This is a genomic window from Rugamonas brunnea (assembly GCF_014042345.1).
GTDB classification, from domain to species: Bacteria; Pseudomonadota; Gammaproteobacteria; order Burkholderiales; family Burkholderiaceae_D; genus Rugamonas; species Rugamonas brunnea.
The window spans coordinates 146,889-161,927 of the sequence record NZ_JACEZT010000004.1; the positions used below are offsets into that span (position 1 = coordinate 146,889).

A 15,039-nucleotide genomic window follows, 5' to 3' on the forward strand; every position below is an offset into this window, starting at 1 on the left:
CTGCAGTTCGTCGCATCGCGCGCATGCGCGGGCCGGGTTGGCGCTACAGTGCACGCTGGCCCATCACGCCAATCCCACATCCAGATCCACGATAAAAGGACAACCATGCAAGCTCACTCCCGACCGCTGCACCGCGCCGCCCGCAAGACCGCCCTCAGCCTGGCCGTGCTTGGCGCCACCTTGGGTGCCACGTTCTGCGCCACCTTCGCGCAGGCCCAGGCCCACGCCGCACCGGACGACACGGCGCCGGTCGCCGCAACGGCCATCAACGCCAACGGCGCCACCGCCGCCGCCACCGCCACGCTGCCCGGCGACGACTTCTTCGATTACGTCAACGGCGATTGGCTCAAGTCGGTTGAGATCCCGGCCGACCGCAGCAGCTGGGGCGTGGCGGCGAAGCTGGTGGAGGACACCAATGCGCGCATCGTCAAGCTGATCGAAGGACTGGCCGCCGATCCGGCCGCCAGCGCCGAAGCGAAAAAAATCGTGGCCTACTACAACACCTTCATGGATGAGGCCGGCATTGAGGCGCGCGGCCTGGCGCCGCTGCAAGCCCAGCTCAAGGACATCGCCGCCATCAAGGACAAGGCCGCCCTTACGCGTGCGCTGGGCGCCACGCTGCGGGCCGACGTCGATCCGCTCAACGCCACCAACTTCTTCACCGAGAACCTGTTCGGCCTGTGGGTGGCCCAGGGCCTGACGGACGCCACCCACTACACGCCTTACCTGCTGCAAGGCGGCCTGGGCATGCCCGACCGCGCCTACTACCTGGACGATACGCCATCGATGGCGGCCCTGCGCGGCAAATACCTGGCCCACATCGCCGCCACCTTCCGCCTGGCCGGCGTGGACGACGCGGACGCCCGCGCGGCCCGTGTGTTCGACCTGGAACGCCAGATCGCCCAGTCGCACGCCAACCGCGAGGACTCGGCCGACGTCCTGAAAGCGAACAACCAGTGGCAAGTGGCTGACTTCGCACGCAAGGCGCCGGGCATGGACTGGAAGGCGTATTTCCAGAGCGCCGGGCTGGCAGGCCAGCGCAAGTTCATCGTCTGGCATCCAAGCGCCATCACCGGCGCGGCCAAGCTGGTGCAGACCATGCCGCTGGAAACGTGGAAGGATTTCCTCGCCTTCCACCGCATCAACCACGCGTACAGCGCCTTGCCCAAGGCCCTGGCCGACCAGCATTTCGATTTCTACGGCCGCACCCTGAACGGCACGCCGCAGCAGGCCGTGCGCTGGAAGCGTAGCCTGGCCGCCGTCAACGCGGCCATGCCCGATGCGCTGGGCAAGATTTATGTGGCCAAGTATTTCCCGCCCGAATCCAAGCAGCGCCTGCAGCAGATGGTGGTCAAGATCGTGGATGCTTTCCACGCCCGCATTGACCAGCTCGACTGGATGGCCCCCGCCACCAAGCAGGAAGCGCACGCCAAGCTCAAGACGCTGTACGTGGGCGTCGGCTATCCGGAAAAATGGGCCAGCTATGACGGCCTGCAAGTGACGCCGGGCGATGCGCTGGGCAATCTGCAGCGCGCTGAACAGGCGGAAACGCGCCGCCAGATCGCCAAGCTCAAGCAGCCAGTGGACCGCGCTGAATGGTGTATGCCGGCCCAGCTCGTCAATGCCGTCAACATGCCGATGCAGAACGCGATCAACTTCCCCGCCGCCATCCTGCAGCCGCCATACTTCGACCCGAACGCCAGCGACGCCATGAACTACGGTGGCATCGGCGCCACCATCGGCCACGAGATCAGCCACAGCTTCGACGACCAGGGCGCGCAGTTCGATTCCAAGGGCTTGCTGCGCGACTGGTGGACGGCCGCTGATGGCGCCCACTTCAAGCAGGCCTCGTCGGCCTTGGCGGCCCAGTACTCGGCCTACAAGCCATTCCCCGACCTGGCCATCAACGGCCAGCAGACGCTGAGCGAGAACCTGGCCGACCTGGCTGGCCTGGCGGCGGCCCATGATGCCTACCGCGCCTCGCTGGCCGGCAAGGCGCCCGTGGCCGATGCCGACCAGCAGTTCTTCACCGGCTACGCGATGAGCTGGCGCGAGAAGGCGCGCGACGCCGCCCTGCGCCGCGCGATCCTGACCGACGGCCACGCGCCGGACAAGTGGCGCACCGCCACCGTACGGAACATGGACGCGTGGTACAAGGCCTTCAACGTGCAGCCGGGCCAGACGCTGTACCTGGCGCCGGAACAGCGGGTCAGGGTCTGGTAAAGTAGCAGGGCAGGGCGCCACGCGGTGTGGCGCCCGCAGCGACGGGGACGGCATGGAAGACGAAGCGGCGCGGCGCGCGCAACTGGAGCAGATCACGCAGCGCACGCTGGCGCATTACGAGCGCACGGCCGAGCAGTTCTTCGCCGGCACGATAGACCACGATGTCAGCCAGAATATCGACGCGCTGCTGCGCGCCATCGCCGCCCCTGCGCCGTTGCGCATCCTCGACCTCGGCTGTGGTCCGGGGCGCGACCTCAAGGCTTTTACCGAACTGGGCCATGAAGCCATCGGCATCGATGGCTGTCCCCGCTTCGCCGAGATGGCGCGCGCGTGGAGCGGCTGCACCGTATGGCAGCAGGATTTTCTCGCGCTCGATCTGCCGGCCGGCTATTTCGATGGCGTGTATGCCAACGCCTCCTTGTTCCATGTGCCCAGTGCGGCCTTGCCGTCCGTGCTGCGCACGCTGCGCGCCGCGCTCAAACCGGGCGGCGTGCTGTTCAGTTCCAACCCGCGCGGCCACAACGAGGAGGGCTGGAACGGTCCCCGCTACGGCAGCTACTATGATTACCCCACCTGGGAACGGCACCTGACGGCGGCTGGCTTCCTTCCTGTCGAACACTACTACCGCCCGCCCGGGTTGCCGCGCGCGCAGCAGCCCTGGCTGGCCAGCGTGTGGCGCAATCCGGGGCCTTGAGGAATTGCCTGTTTTTGTACGCCAGCGCACGGAGTGGCCCGTATAGCGGGCATAGCATGGGGACCGCGAATACACGGACACGTGTGTTTCGCTCCCATCCACAACCAAGGAGTGCACGATGAACAAGGACCAGGTCAAAGGGAAAGCCAAGGAAGTCGGTGGCAAAATCCAGCAGGAGGCCGGCAAGCTGGTCGGCAGTACCCAGCAACAAGTCAAAGGCTTGAACAAACAGGCCGAAGGCAAGCTGGAAAAAACGATGGGTGATGCCCGCCAGGCGGCGGAAGACATGGTGAAGGACCGCGGCAACCGCCAGTAAGCTTGGCTCCCGCATAGAAAAACAGCCGCGCTTGCGGCTGTTCGCACATCAGGACAGGCCGCGCGTCAGGCGGCGATGCGGTTGGTGGACAAGTCCCAGCCGCCGGCCGTGTTGCCGCCCGCGCCGCCGCTGATCTTTTGCTGCATGTAGCGCCACTTGACCTTGGAGAACTTGAGCGCCACGCTCTCGCCCAGGATGTCGCCTTCCTCCACGCTGGGGGTGACGGCGCCGATCAGCACGTTTTCCAGCTCGATCTCGTAATACTTGACGCGCTCGCCCTGGCCGTCCGCGCGCATGAATTCGAACTTCGCTTTCGGGATGGTCTTGCCGGACGCGCAGGTTTGCAGCAGCACCGGCGAGGACAGGTCGGCCAGCTTGGACAGCACGATGTCCTGGTGCTCGCAGCGCTCGGCCGTATGGCCGCCGCCGGTCGAGGCGGTGGCTGACTTGGGCTGGGTCACGGCCCAGTTCACGGACTTGCATTCGATCCAGTCCTTGTGGCGGTCGTCCGCCGATTCGCCACGGATGCCGTCTATGTGCAGATATACGTCGATAGCCATAATTCCTCCAGACAATGAATGAGGCGGGGCGGAATCGTCCCGCAGTCCGCATTATTCACGGGATTAATAAAATGGCATTTGTGGGCTATCAAACTGCATGTCTGATGAGCTTGTTCAGACGGGGGCGGGGATTGCCGTCCGGCCAGCACTGGGCTGGCCGGACGGCGCGGGACGGCTTATTTGCCGTTCAGCAGGTGCTTCTTGAAGAACGCTTCGATGTTGCCGTACACATGGCGTTGCTGGGCGCGGCTGGACATGCCGTGCTTGCCACCGGGATAGGTCATCAGTTCGAAGTGCACGTTGCGGTTGACCAGCGCGTCGATCATGCGCGTGGTATTGGTGAACAGCACGTTGTCGTCGGCCATGCCGTGCATCAGCAGCAGCGGCGATTTCAGGCCGTCCAGGTGGGCATACACGCCGCTGTCGCGGTAGCCATCCGCGTTGTCCTTGGGCGTGCTCATGAACTGTTCCGTGTAGTGGGTGTCGTACAGCGACCAGTCCGTCACGGGCGCCACCGACACGCCCAGCGCGATCTTGTCCGACGCCGCCGCCAGCAGGCGCAGCGTCATGAAGCCGCCGTAGCTCCAGCCGAACACGCCGATGCGCTTGCTGTCCACATAGCTTTGCTGGCCCAGCCAGGCGATGCCGGTCAGCTGGTCTTCCACTTCCACCTTGCCCAGCTGGCGGTAGATGGCGTCCGTGAACGCGCGTTCGCGCCGGAACGAACCGCGGTTGTCGAGCCGGAACACGACGAAGCCTTGCTGCGCCATGTACTGGTCGAACAGGTTGCCCCACTTGCGCGCCACGTGCTGCGCATGCGGGCCGCCGTAGGTGGACAGGAACACCGGGTATTTCTTGAACTGGTTGAAGTTGGCCGGCTTGAGCAGCGAGTAGTACAGCGTCTGGCCATCCCTGGCCTTGAGCGTGCCGTACTCGGTGTGCAGGTGGGCATTCTTGTAGCGCGCGTAGGGATGGCTGGCGTTCAGCTCATTGTGTTCCAGCCAGGCCACCATGCTGCCATCGGGACGGCGGATGCTCACTTGCGGCGGCGTGTCCGGGTCCGACCAGGTGTCGACGAACACTTCGCCGTTGCGCGCGAACGCGGCGTCGTGCCAGCCGTCGGCCTGGGTGATGCGCTGCGGGTGGTTGGCCGTGCTGCCGTCCAGGGCCAGCGCGTAGGTCTGGCGGTCGATCACGGCGTCGCGGTTGGACGACACGTAGACCTTGCCCGCCTTTTCATCCACGGCCAGCAGGTTGTCGATGCCCCAGTTGCCGCTGGTGATAGGGTGCAGCAGCTTGCCGTCCATGTCGTACAGGTACAGGTGGTTGCGGCCACTGCGCTCGGACGACCAGATGAAACCGGCGTCGTTGGCCAGGAAGCGCAAGTCGTCATGGATGCCGACCCAGGTGGGCGAAGTTTCCGTCACCAGTACGCGCTGGGCCAGCGTGGCCATGTCCACCGACACCAGCTCCAGCGTTTTCTGGTCGCGGCTCTGGCGCTGGAACAGCAAGGCCTTGGCGCTCGCGCTCCAGTCGGCGCGCACCAGGTAGATGTCGGGATTGGGGCCCAGGTCCACGTTGCGCTGCTCGCCCGTGGCGGGCGACACGATGCGCAGTTGCACCAGCACGTTGGGATCGCCGGCGGCCGGATAACGCTGCTCGACCACGTCGGTGCGGTCGGCAAAGATCTCGAAGCGGCGCGCTACGGGCACGGGCGATTCGTCGTAGCGCTTGTAGGCGATGGCGCTGTCGTCGGGCGCCCAGTAGTAGCCGGTGGTCTGGCCCATTTCTTCCTGCGCCACGAATTCCGCTTCGCCGTTGTGGACGGTGCCGCCGCCGTCCGTGGTCAGCTGGTGTTCCTTGCCGGTGGCCAGCTCGATCACGAACAGGTTCTGGTCGCGCACGAACGACACGTAGCGTCCGCGCGGGGAAATCTTGGGATCGAACACATTGCCGGAGGCGACCAGGCGCGCCTGGTCCGGCTGGCTCACGTCGATCAGGTACAGGTTGCCGGCGATGGGCACCAGCAGCTGCTTGCCGTCCGGCGACCAGCTGTAGTTGAGGATGCCTTTCAGGCTGGCCACGCGCTCGCGCTCGCGGCGCGCCTTCTCGGCGGCCGACAGGTTTTCCTCGGGCACCAGGATCTTGGAATCGACGAGGCGGTGGGCGCTCTTGTCCTTCAGGTTGTATTCCCACAGGTCGAGCTGGAACTGGTTGTCGGCGCGGCCGCGCAGGAAGGTGACACGGGCGCCGTCAGGCGACACTTTCAGGTTGCGCACGCTAGGCCCGCTCAACGCCGGATCGGCGTGGATGCGGTCCAGCGTCAGCTGTTCGGCGGTGGCCGGCACGGCTGCGAGGGCGGCGAGGAAGCACAGGATAAAACGCATGGGAGTCTCATGGTGATTGGCTTAGCGCAAGACGATACCAGACGGAGCCTTGAATAACCATCAATTCGTCGTTGCGCCACCGGAGCAACGACTTCCCGCGCAGGAGGGACGCCAGGCATTGCCTGAATTCCCCCCACGCTGCGCCTGTGGTCATACGGCGCATGGATTCCCGCGTGCGCGGGAATGACGATGTTCAGTGCAGTGCCCCGTGTCCTGCGGTGGCGGTGCTGACGGCGGCGCGCGCCCCTTGGCGCACGCGCTGCAGCGACAGCCGGTTCAGCGACCAGCTCAGCAGCACGGCGGCGATGGTCAGGCCCACCACCAGGCCGATCCAGAAACCATCGGCCGCCATCGGCGCGGCCGGCGCCCACGACAGTCCGGCCGGGGCCATGCCCAGCACGTAGCCGAGCGGCAGCGCGAAGCCCCAGAACGACAGCAGCTGGATCTGCATCGGCGGACGCGTCACCTTGTAGCCGCGGATGGCGGACGAGGTGGCCACCTGCGTGGCGTCGGACAGCTGGAACAGGGCCGCGTACAGCAGCAGGTGGGCGCACAGCTGCTGCACTTGCGGATCGGACGTGTAGGCTTGTGCGATCTGCTGGCGGAACACCAGGATGAACAGGGCTGACAGGATGGAGAACGACAACGCCATGGCCACGCCCACCCACGCCACGAAGCGGGCCCGCTCGGGATTGCCTTCACCCACCGCGTGGCCCACGCGCGTGATCAGGCCGATGCCGAAACTGAGCGGCACCATGAACACCAGCGAAGCGAAGTTGAGCGCGATCTGGTGGGCCGACACCTGCACCACGCCGTAGCGCGCGATCAGCAGGCTGACCGAGCCGAACACGCTCACTTCCGCGAAATAGGTGATGCCGATCGGCAGGCCGAGTTTCAGCATGTAGCGGATTTCCGGCCAGTGCGGCCATTCCCAGTGCGTGAACGGGTAGGTGGGGCGGTAGGCGGGCGAGATCCGCATCCAGACCAGCATGGTGCCCAGCATCAGCCACATGCACAGGCCGGTGGCCACGGCGCAGCCCACGCCGCCCAGCGCCGGGAAACCCAGGTTGCCGAAAATGAGCAGCCAGTTGACCACCACGTTGAAACACAGGCCCAGGATGGCGATCACCATCACCGGCTTGGTCTGGTTGATGCTGGCGCTGTAGCCGTACAGCGCGCGGTAGGCGGCGAAGGCGGGCAGGCCGATGCTGATCATGTGCACGAAGCGCGACGCCTGCGCCTGCACATGGGGCGTCAGGTACAGGTGGTCGAACAGCAGCGTGGCCAGGTTGATCAGCGCGGCCGCCACCACGCCCACGCCCAGCGCCATCCACAGCGACTGGCGCACGGTGTGCGGGATCTTGCCCAGCTCGTTGCCGCCCACGTCGTGCGCCACGATGCTGTTAATGGCCATCACGATGCCCATCACCGTGACGATCACGATCGACCACACGGAGGCGCCCAGCGACACGGCGGCCAGCTCGTCGGCGCTGGCGTGGCCCGTCATGGCCACGTCGGCCACGCCCATGCCCACCGACGCCAGTTGCCCGACCAGCACGGGCCAGGCCAGGCGCCACAGGCCGGCCGCTTCGGCACGTATATTCGGTAGGGTGAAGGAGTAGGACATGGATGCACCAGAATGGGGAAACGTTCTATTTTACTAAGGATGGCGGCGTCCTGCCGAAGCAAACAATGCGCGGCACGGGCGCTTGATGTGGCGAAGCGAAAACGCCGTCAATCGGAGTATGCTAGCCTGTGCTGCTGCCAACCACCGGGAGTGTGAACCGTGGAATACAAGGATTACTACCAGACGCTGGGGGTGAAGAAGACGGCCACCGAGGATGAGATCAAGAAGGCGTACCGCAAGCTGGTGCGCAAGTACCATCCCGACGTCAGCAAGGAACCCGATGCGCAGAAGAAAACCCAGGAACTGAACGAGGCCTACGGCGTGCTGGGCGACGCGGAAAAGCGCGCCGCCTACGACGAGCTGGGTCAGGGCCACCATTACCGCGCCGGCCAGGAATTCCGGCCGCCGCCGGACTGGAGCCGTACCTACGGCGGCGGCGACTTCGCCGGCAACGGCTTCGGCAATGGCGGCGCCGGCCCCGGCGCAAGCGACTTCTTCGCCGACCTGTTTGCCCACCTGGGCGGGCGCCGGCGCGCCGCGCCCACGCGCGGCGAGGACAGCCACGCCAGCATCGCCATCGACCTGACCGACAGCTATCAAGGCGCTACCCGCCACATCACGCTCTACATTCCCGAGCGCGACGCGCACGACCGCATCATCACGCGCGAGCGCACGCTGAGCGTCAACATTCCCAAGGGCGTGACGGCGGGCCAGCAGTTGCGCCTGAGCGGCCAGGGCCAGCCCGGCGCGGCCGGACCGGGCGACCTGTACCTGGAAATCCAGTTCACGCCCGACGCGCGCTACCGGGTGGACGGGCGCGACGTCTACGAGACGGTGCCGGTGGCGCCGTGGGAGGCGGCGCTGGGGGCGGAAATCAACCTGCCCACGCCGTCGGGCAAGGTGACGGTGACGGTGCCGGCCGGTTCGCAGGCGGGGCGCAAATTGCGCCTGCGCGGACGCGGCATTCCCGGCAATCCGGCCGGCGACCTGTATCTGCTGCTGGAGGTGGTGCTGCCGCCGGCCGACAGCGCCCGTGCGCGCGAGCTGTACCAGGCGATGGCGCGCGATCTGGCATTCAATCCACGGGGAGGATAGACGATGGGGCAGAACAATAACCTCAGCGGCGTACTGCTCGACGACGTGGCGCTGACACTGGAAGAACTGGCGCGCGCGTGCGACGTGGAGCCCGATTGGGTGGTGCAGCGCGTGCGCACCGGCATCCTGCTCGACAGCGCACCCGAGGAAAGCGCGGCGTGGCGCTTCACCAGCGTGGATCTGGTGCGGGCGCGCCGGCTGCGCCAGGTCGAGTGCGACTTCGACGCCAATGACGACGTGGCCGCGCTGGTGGTCGACCTGTCCGACGAGATCCGGCGCCTGCGGGCCCGGATGCGCATGGCCGGCTTGCGCTAGCGCGCGGCGTGCGTCAGGTAGGCGCGGGGCCGGGACGCCACTCGCTGTCCGCGATGGGCTCGTCGGGCGCTTGCGCCGCCAGGAACTGCTGCATCAGCCACTTGCCGGCCGGCCCCGGTTCCCGGTCGCCACGATGGATCACGAACAGGGGAAACTGCTGGGCGCCGCCCTCGGCCACGTCCAGCCGCACTAGATGGCCCGCCGCAATATCGTCCTGGATCATGTGTTCCGGCATGTTGCCCCAGCCGATGCCGCTGCGTAGCAACGCGTGCTTGGCGCCCAGGTCGCCCAGGCGCCAGTCGCGCAGCGCCATCACACCGAAATCCTGGCCCTTGGTGAGCTGGCTGCGGTCCGTGATGACCAGTTGCGTGTGCTCGCGCAATTCGGCGCTGGCGATCTTGCCCTTGAACTGGCCCAGCGGGTGCAGCGGCGACGCCACCGGCACCATGGTCATATGGCCCAGGTGCTGGCGCTCGATGCTGTCGGGCAGGTTGGGCATCCAGCCGCTGATGCCCACGTGGCACTCGCCGTTCAGCACCAGCTCCGCGATCGCGCCCAGCGCTTCCATGCGCAGCCGCAGCGCCACGGTGGGGAACTCGCGCTGGAATGCGTGCAGGATGCGCACCAGCGTGCAGGTGGGGAACACCACTTCCACCGCCAGCGACACTTCCGCCTCCAGTCCGGACGACAGTGCCTTGGCGCGCGAGCGCATGCTGTCGACCTTGAGCGAGACGGCGCGCGCGTCGGCCAGCAGCGCCTTGCCCGCTTCCGTCAGCACCGGCTTGCGCTTGCTGCGGTCGAGCAGCACCACGTTCAGCTGCTCCTCCAGGTTGGCGATGGTGTAGCTGATCACGGACTGGGTGCGGTGCAGCGCGCGCGCCGCATGGGCGAAGCCGCCATGGTCGATCACGGCGATGAAGACGCGCAATTGTTCGAGCGAGGGCAGGCCGGGGTCGCGCATATCCAGGAAGTCGATGCTATCGACAGTGAGTGGTTGAATCTGTCGATGCTAACCGGCTTGCGTGGCCCTTACAAGTGCTTGACGTAGACCACCGAGCCGGGGAACTCGGCCACCTGGTCGTACAAGGCGCGCGCGGTGCTGTTGGTCTCGCGCGTGTGCCAGTAGACGCGGGTGGCGCCGGCTTGCGCCGCGCTGGCATACACGCCTTCGATCAGGCGCCGGCCCACGCCCTGGCCACGGGCCGTGTCCAGCGTGAACAGATCCTGCATGTAGCAGATGGGCTCGATCAGGATGGTGTTGCGGTGGAACAGGAAATGGGCCAGGCCCAGCAGTTCTCCGTCGCGCTCGGCTACCAGCGCGTGCACCGGTTCATGGTCGTTGAAGAAGCGCGACCAGGTCGTCTCGATGATGGCGGGCGCCAGCGCCGTGGGGCCGGAGCGGCCGTAGAAGGCATTGTAGCCAGCCCACAGCACGGACCAGGCCGGGAAATCGGCTGGCCGCACGGGGCGGATGATGAGTGCGCTGCGCGGCTCTGCGGGCGTGTGGGCTTCCATGGTGCTCCGTGCTGGTCGATGTGGTGCCGGCGTGGTGCAGCCGGGTATGATACGGTAATCATACGGTAATATTGCCGATATTGAATTTCCGGCCCTGTAGGGAGCACGACATGAAACGCCAGTTGCACTTGCTCGTCATCGATCCGCAGAATGATTTTTGCGATCTGCCGCCCGCCTACCTGCCGGACAATCCCGCCACCCGTCAGCCGTACGCGCCCGCCTTGCCTGTGCCGGGCGCCCACCAGGACATGTTGCGCCTGGCCGGCCTGATCAACCGGGGCCGCCACGGCCTGACGGCGATCACCGTCACGCTCGATTCCCATCACCGGCTCGATATCGCCCACCCCACCTTCTGGCTGGCCGGCGATGGCGGCCCGGTGCCGCCATTCACGCCGATCGCGGCGGCCGATGTCCAGGCGGGGAAGTTCCTGCCGCGCCAGCCGGCCGCCTTGCCGCGCGCGCTCGCCTACCTGGAAGCGCTGGAAGCGGCCGGGCGCTACCAGTTGATGGCGTGGCCCGTGCACTGCGAGATCGGCAGCTGGGGCGCCAACGTGCATGACGATGTGCGCGCCGCCTACAACCGCTGGGAAGACGCCACCCAGTCCATCGTGACCAAGGTGCTCAAGGGCAGCAATCCGTGGACCGAGCATTATTCGGCCGTGCAGGCCGAAGTGCCGGACCCGGACGATCCCGGCACCCAGGCCAACGCGGCCCTGATCGGCGCGCTGGCGGCGGCCGACCAGGTCTACATCGCCGGCGAGGCCGGTAGCCATTGCGTGCGCGCCACGACCGAGCATATCGTGCAGCAGCTCGGCGCGGATCAACTGAGCAAGCTGGTCTTGCTGACCGATTGCATGAGCCCGGTGACCGGTTTCGCGTCCGCCTACCAGGACTTCCTGGACGGGATGCGGGCGCGCGGCGTGCGGCTGGCCCAGTCCGGCGACGTGTTGCAGGAGTTGCTGCTCAACGCGGGGCGCTAGTGGCGTAAGATGCAGGCTGATCTTCTTTTTTGGAAACACCCGATGACGCCCATCGTCCGCAGCCTGCTGGAAACCGACTTGTACAAATTCACCATGTGGCAGGCGCTGCTGCATGGCCATCCGAATTCGCATACGGAATACGAATTCGTGTGCCGCAACACGCCCGTGTTTCCGCTGGCCGAACTGCAGGAGGAAGTCGAGCGCGAGCTGGACCAGTTGTGCACGCTGTCGTTTGCGGAGGATGAACTCGATTACCTGCGCACGCTGCGCTACATGAAAAGCGACTTCGTCGACTTCCTCACCGTGTTCCGGTTCCAACGCAAGTTCATCCAGGTCAGCACGCAAGGCGACACGCTGGTGATCCACGCGGCCGGGCCGCAAGTGCACGTGATGGCGTTCGAGATCTTTGTGCTCTACATCGTCAACGAACTGTATTTCCGCCGCTTCGAGCGCGACGACGCGCTGGCCGAGGGACGGCAGCGGCTGGCCGCCAAGATCGCGCGGTTGAAGGCGTTCAGCGCCGAGCCCGCGCTGCGCCATCCGTTCGAGTTTTCCGACTTTGGCCTGCGGCGCCGTTTCTCGTCGGCCTGGCAGGACGAGGTGGTGTTCAAGCTGGCGACCGAACTGCCGCAGTATTTCAAGGGCACGTCCAACGTCTACCTGGCCAAGAAGTTCGGGCTGGTGCCGATCGGCACCATGGCGCATGAATACATGCAATCGTTCCAGGCGTTCGGGGTGCGGCTGCGCGATTTCCAGAAGGCCGCACTGGAGGACTGGGTGCAGGAATACCGTGGCGACCTCGGCATCGCGCTGACGGACGTGGTGGGGATGGATGCCTTCCTGGATGACTTCGACCTGTATTTCGCCAAGCTGTTCGATGGCCTGCGCCACGATTCGGGCGATCCCGTCATCTGGGGTGAGAAGGCGCTGGCCCATTACGGGGCGCTGCGCATCGACAGCAACAGCAAGCGCCTGGTGTTCTCAGACGCGCTCGATCTGGACAAGGCGCTGGCGCTGTACCGCCATTTCGCCGACCGCATCATGACCGGCTTCGGCATCGGCACCCACCTGACCAACGACGTGGGCCTGACGCCACTGAACATCGTCATGAAGCTGGTGGCCTGCAATGGCCAGTCAGTGGCCAAGTTGTCCGATGCGCCGGGCAAGACGCTGTGCAAGGACGAGACGTTCCTGGCCTACCTGCGCCAGGTGTTCCACCATCCCGTCCTGGCGTGATGCTTACTGGCCGAAGCCGTTGACGACGGTTTCAAAGTGCTCGACCTTGGGCGGCTGCGCGAAATGGCCGCCGACCAGGCCGCGCCAGTCCGTGAAACCCTGGCTGCCGCGGAAGTCGACCGTGTGGTTTTCCAGCGTGGCCCAGCCGACGACCAGGTGGTAGGTGTCGGGCACTTCGATGTCGCGGTCGAGCCGCATCGACAAGCAACCCTTGGCGGCCTGGAAGATGGGGATGGCCTGGGCCACGGCGGCCTGGAAGGCGGCGTGCGCGTCGGGTTTGATGTACAGCTCGGCGATTTCATAGATCATGGTGATGCGTCCTTTCGTAAGAATGCGGCCATTTTGCCTGAAACCGCCATAGTTTGCGTTGCCGCCTTGCATTAAATCAATCACTTGCTTTATTATTTGGGGTCCACCATCAGGGAGTCGCCATGTACCGTTCCGTCTTCAAGCCCGGCCTGTTCAAGGATCAGCTCACCATCGTGACGGGCGGCGGCAGCGGCATCGGCCGTTGCACGGCGCATGAACTGGCGGCGCTGGGCGCCACGGTGGCGCTGGTGGGGCGCGACCCGGACAAGCTGGCGCGGGTGCGCGAGGAGATCGCGGCGGTGGGCGGCGTGGCCCAGGCATGGCCATGCAACATTCGCGACGAGGCGGCCGTGCAGGCGCTGGTGGCGGCCATCGTGGCCGAACACGGCCGGATCGACGGCTTGGTCAACAACGCCGGCGGCCAGTTCCCGGCCCCGCTCAAGGATATTTCGCTCAAGGGCTGGGAGGCCGTGCTGCAGACCAATTTGACGGGCGGCTTCCTGATGGCGCGCGAGTGCCTGAACCAGGCCATGCAGGCGCGCGGCGGGGCAGTGGTCAATATCGTGGCCGATATGTGGGGCGGCATGCCGAACATGGGGCATTCGGGCGCGGCGCGGGCCGGCATGGTCAATTTCACGGAGACGGCCGCCTTCGAGTGGGCACAGTACGGGGTGCGGGTGAACGCGGTGGCGCCCGGCTACGTGGCCTCGTCGGGCATGGACGCCTATCCGCCGTCGATGAAACAGACCATCCAGGCGTTTCCGCAAACGGTGCCGCTCAAGCGCTTCGGCACGGAGGCGGAAATTTCGGCCGCGATCGTGTTCCTGTTGTCGGAGGCGGCCGCGTTCATCACGGGCACCACCTTGCGCGTCGACGGTGGCCGCCCCAATGTGCGGCCGGGCATGCCCATGCCCGCGCTGCGCAACCCCAGCGTGCCGTTCGACGGCTTCCACCTGGCGCAGACGCCCAAGGTGCTGGGCGGGGATTAATGCACCGGGATTAACGCTCCGGCGTGCGCAGGATGAATTGCATGGCCGCGTCGGCCAGTTGGGCGATGTCGGCGTCGCCGTCGGCCTTGTACCACTGCACGGTCCAGTTGAGCGCGCCGAACATGAACAGGCGGTCGAAGCGCGTCGGCAGGGCCCAGTCGCCCGCGTCGTGCAGCCGGGCGATCGCGTCATCCCACACGGCCTCGTAACGGTCCTTGAGCGCCACGATGCGGGCGCGCGACGACTCGTCCAGCGAGCGCGCCTCGTACAGCAGCACGGGGATGAAATGGTGGTCGGGCGCCAGCAGCGTGTGCAGATGCACTTCCACCAGTTGCCGCAGCAGTGCGCGCGGCGCCAGGCCCTGGGCCGCGATGGCCTCGATCCGGGCCAGCGATTGCGCCACACCCTGTTCCATGATGGCGGCCAGGATGTCCTGCTTGGTCTTGAAGTGGTAGAACCAGCTGCCGGCCTGGATGCCGGTGGCGGCGGCGATATCGCGCACGGTGGTGTTGTCGTAGCCGCGTTCGCGGAACAATTGCGCCGACTTTTCGATCAGTTCGGCCCGCAGGTTGCCACCGGCTCCTTTGAGCGGACGGCCGCGTTTCTTGGGGCTGGCGGGATCGGAAGCGGGAACGGTCTGCATGGCGGCGGCGGCAAAATCTAAGATGGACAGCATTTTAATGCAGGCCATGCCGGGGCCGCCATCCAATGATCATGGCGGAATGCGCGCAATGCGCAATAAAAGGCCCGGACTTGTGATCCGGGCGGTTGTTATGACGGGTTGGAAGTCGGA

15 protein-coding genes are annotated in these 15,039 nt (G+C 66.0%); 8 read left to right on the forward strand and 7 right to left on the reverse strand.

What is annotated here, in order from left to right; translation table 11 throughout:
- The first annotated feature begins 105 nt into the window (after nucleotides 1–105).
- The 3 genes from H3H37_RS08145 (at nucleotide 106) to H3H37_RS08155 (ending at nucleotide 3,233) form a co-directional block, all read left to right on the forward strand.
- Nucleotides 106–2,223: a M13 family metallopeptidase gene (locus tag H3H37_RS08145; RefSeq protein ID WP_229218727.1), complete on the forward strand. Its 2,118-nt coding sequence runs from the start codon at nucleotides 106–108 to the stop codon at nucleotides 2,221–2,223.
- A 52-nt stretch (nucleotides 2,224–2,275) separates the two neighbouring features.
- On the forward strand, nucleotides 2,276–2,917 hold the full coding sequence (locus H3H37_RS08150; RefSeq protein WP_182161266.1) for a class I SAM-dependent methyltransferase: 642 nt from the start codon (nucleotides 2,276–2,278) through the stop codon (nucleotides 2,915–2,917).
- A 118-nt stretch (nucleotides 2,918–3,035) separates the two neighbouring features.
- Nucleotides 3,036–3,233 (forward strand): CsbD family protein, encoded by a 198-nt coding sequence (locus H3H37_RS08155; protein ID WP_182161268.1) that lies wholly within the window; start codon nucleotides 3,036–3,038, stop codon nucleotides 3,231–3,233.
- Nucleotides 3,234–3,298: 65 nt separating this feature from the next.
- Here the strand turns inward: H3H37_RS08155 and H3H37_RS08160 are convergent, their stop codons facing one another.
- From H3H37_RS08160 to H3H37_RS08170, 3 genes are all read right to left on the reverse strand, one after another.
- On the reverse strand, nucleotides 3,299–3,793 hold the full coding sequence (locus H3H37_RS08160) for an Hcp family type VI secretion system effector (protein WP_182161270.1): 495 nt from the start codon (nucleotides 3,791–3,793) through the stop codon (nucleotides 3,299–3,301).
- A 176-nt stretch (nucleotides 3,794–3,969) separates the two neighbouring features.
- Entirely contained in the window at nucleotides 3,970–6,180 is a 2,211-nt protein-coding gene (locus H3H37_RS08165; RefSeq protein ID WP_182161272.1) for a S9 family peptidase, read from the reverse strand.
- A 193-nt stretch (nucleotides 6,181–6,373) separates the two neighbouring features.
- On the reverse strand, nucleotides 6,374–7,807 hold the full coding sequence (locus H3H37_RS08170) for an MATE family efflux transporter (protein ID WP_182161274.1): 1,434 nt from the start codon (nucleotides 7,805–7,807) through the stop codon (nucleotides 6,374–6,376).
- A 159-nt stretch (nucleotides 7,808–7,966) separates the two neighbouring features.
- On the opposite strand from H3H37_RS08170, the gene H3H37_RS08175 reads away from it, so the two are divergent.
- Together H3H37_RS08175 and H3H37_RS08180 are read left to right on the forward strand one after the other, a co-directional pair.
- The gene (locus H3H37_RS08175) at nucleotides 7,967–8,902 is read left to right on the forward strand and encodes a DnaJ C-terminal domain-containing protein (RefSeq protein WP_182161276.1); all 936 of its coding nucleotides are present in this window, start codon (nucleotides 7,967–7,969) and stop codon (nucleotides 8,900–8,902) included.
- Nucleotides 8,903–8,905: 3 nt separating this feature from the next.
- On the forward strand, nucleotides 8,906–9,217 hold the full coding sequence (locus tag H3H37_RS08180; RefSeq protein ID WP_182161278.1) for a chaperone modulator CbpM: 312 nt from the start codon (nucleotides 8,906–8,908) through the stop codon (nucleotides 9,215–9,217).
- 13 nt (nucleotides 9,218–9,230) lie between these two features.
- On the opposite strand, the gene H3H37_RS08185 is transcribed toward H3H37_RS08180, so the two are convergent.
- Nucleotides 9,231–10,178, reverse strand: a complete 948-nt coding sequence (locus H3H37_RS08185; RefSeq protein ID WP_182161280.1) for a LysR family transcriptional regulator — start codon at nucleotides 10,176–10,178, stop codon at nucleotides 9,231–9,233.
- Between the two features lie 68 nt (nucleotides 10,179–10,246).
- The gene (locus tag H3H37_RS08190; RefSeq protein ID WP_182161282.1) at nucleotides 10,247–10,732 is read right to left on the reverse strand and encodes a GNAT family N-acetyltransferase; all 486 of its coding nucleotides are present in this window, start codon (nucleotides 10,730–10,732) and stop codon (nucleotides 10,247–10,249) included.
- 110 nt (nucleotides 10,733–10,842) lie between these two features.
- Here H3H37_RS08190 and H3H37_RS08195 point away from each other — a divergent pair, with 110 nt between their 5' ends.
- Entirely contained in the window at nucleotides 10,843–11,712 is an 870-nt protein-coding gene (locus H3H37_RS08195) for a cysteine hydrolase family protein (RefSeq protein ID WP_182161284.1), read from the forward strand.
- 42 nt (nucleotides 11,713–11,754) lie between these two features.
- Nucleotides 11,755–12,948, forward strand: a complete 1,194-nt coding sequence (gene pncB / locus H3H37_RS08200; RefSeq protein ID WP_182161286.1) for a nicotinate phosphoribosyltransferase — start codon at nucleotides 11,755–11,757, stop codon at nucleotides 12,946–12,948.
- A 3-nt stretch (nucleotides 12,949–12,951) separates the two neighbouring features.
- Here pncB and H3H37_RS08205 read toward each other — a convergent pair whose 3' ends face one another.
- Nucleotides 12,952–13,257 (reverse strand): antibiotic biosynthesis monooxygenase family protein, encoded by a 306-nt coding sequence (locus H3H37_RS08205; protein ID WP_182161288.1) that lies wholly within the window; start codon nucleotides 13,255–13,257, stop codon nucleotides 12,952–12,954.
- Between the two features lie 122 nt (nucleotides 13,258–13,379).
- On the opposite strand from H3H37_RS08205, the gene H3H37_RS08210 reads away from it, so the two are divergent.
- Nucleotides 13,380–14,246 carry an SDR family oxidoreductase gene (locus H3H37_RS08210; protein ID WP_182161291.1) on the forward strand — a complete coding sequence of 289 codons (867 nt, stop codon included), beginning with the start codon at nucleotides 13,380–13,382 and terminating at the stop codon, nucleotides 14,244–14,246.
- 10 nt (nucleotides 14,247–14,256) lie between these two features.
- On the opposite strand, the gene H3H37_RS08215 is transcribed toward H3H37_RS08210, so the two are convergent.
- Nucleotides 14,257–14,922, reverse strand: a complete 666-nt coding sequence (locus H3H37_RS08215) for a TetR/AcrR family transcriptional regulator (RefSeq protein ID WP_229218728.1) — start codon at nucleotides 14,920–14,922, stop codon at nucleotides 14,257–14,259.
- Nucleotides 14,923–15,039 lie beyond the last annotated feature (117 nt).

Excerpts from the sequence above, each read along its gene's own strand:
- H3H37_RS08155 (WP_182161268.1), top strand. The coding sequence starts at position 3,036 with ATGAACAAGGACCAGGTCAAAGGGAAAGCCAAGGAAGTCGGTGGCAAA.
- H3H37_RS08180 (WP_182161278.1), top strand. The coding sequence starts at position 8,906 with ATGGGGCAGAACAATAACCTCAGCGGCGTACTGCTCGACGACGTGGCG.
- H3H37_RS08190 (WP_182161282.1), bottom strand. The coding sequence starts at position 10,732 with ATGGAAGCCCACACGCCCGCAGAGCCGCGCAGCGCACTCATCATCCGC.
- H3H37_RS08205 (WP_182161288.1), bottom strand. The coding sequence starts at position 13,257 with ATGATCTATGAAATCGCCGAGCTGTACATCAAACCCGACGCGCACGCC.
- H3H37_RS08150 (WP_182161266.1), top strand. The coding sequence starts at position 2,276 with ATGGAAGACGAAGCGGCGCGGCGCGCGCAACTGGAGCAGATCACGCAG.
- H3H37_RS08195 (WP_182161284.1), top strand. The coding sequence starts at position 10,843 with ATGAAACGCCAGTTGCACTTGCTCGTCATCGATCCGCAGAATGATTTT.
- pncB (WP_182161286.1), top strand. The coding sequence starts at position 11,755 with ATGACGCCCATCGTCCGCAGCCTGCTGGAAACCGACTTGTACAAATTC.
- H3H37_RS08145 (WP_229218727.1), top strand. The coding sequence starts at position 106 with ATGCAAGCTCACTCCCGACCGCTGCACCGCGCCGCCCGCAAGACCGCC.
- H3H37_RS08165 (WP_182161272.1), bottom strand. The coding sequence starts at position 6,180 with ATGCGTTTTATCCTGTGCTTCCTCGCCGCCCTCGCAGCCGTGCCGGCC.
- H3H37_RS08170 (WP_182161274.1), bottom strand. The coding sequence starts at position 7,807 with ATGTCCTACTCCTTCACCCTACCGAATATACGTGCCGAAGCGGCCGGC.
- H3H37_RS08215 (WP_229218728.1), bottom strand. The coding sequence starts at position 14,922 with ATGCTGTCCATCTTAGATTTTGCCGCCGCCGCCATGCAGACCGTTCCC.
- H3H37_RS08210 (WP_182161291.1), top strand. The coding sequence starts at position 13,380 with ATGTACCGTTCCGTCTTCAAGCCCGGCCTGTTCAAGGATCAGCTCACC.
- H3H37_RS08160 (WP_182161270.1), bottom strand. The coding sequence starts at position 3,793 with ATGGCTATCGACGTATATCTGCACATAGACGGCATCCGTGGCGAATCG.
- H3H37_RS08185 (WP_182161280.1), bottom strand. The coding sequence starts at position 10,178 with ATGCGCGACCCCGGCCTGCCCTCGCTCGAACAATTGCGCGTCTTCATC.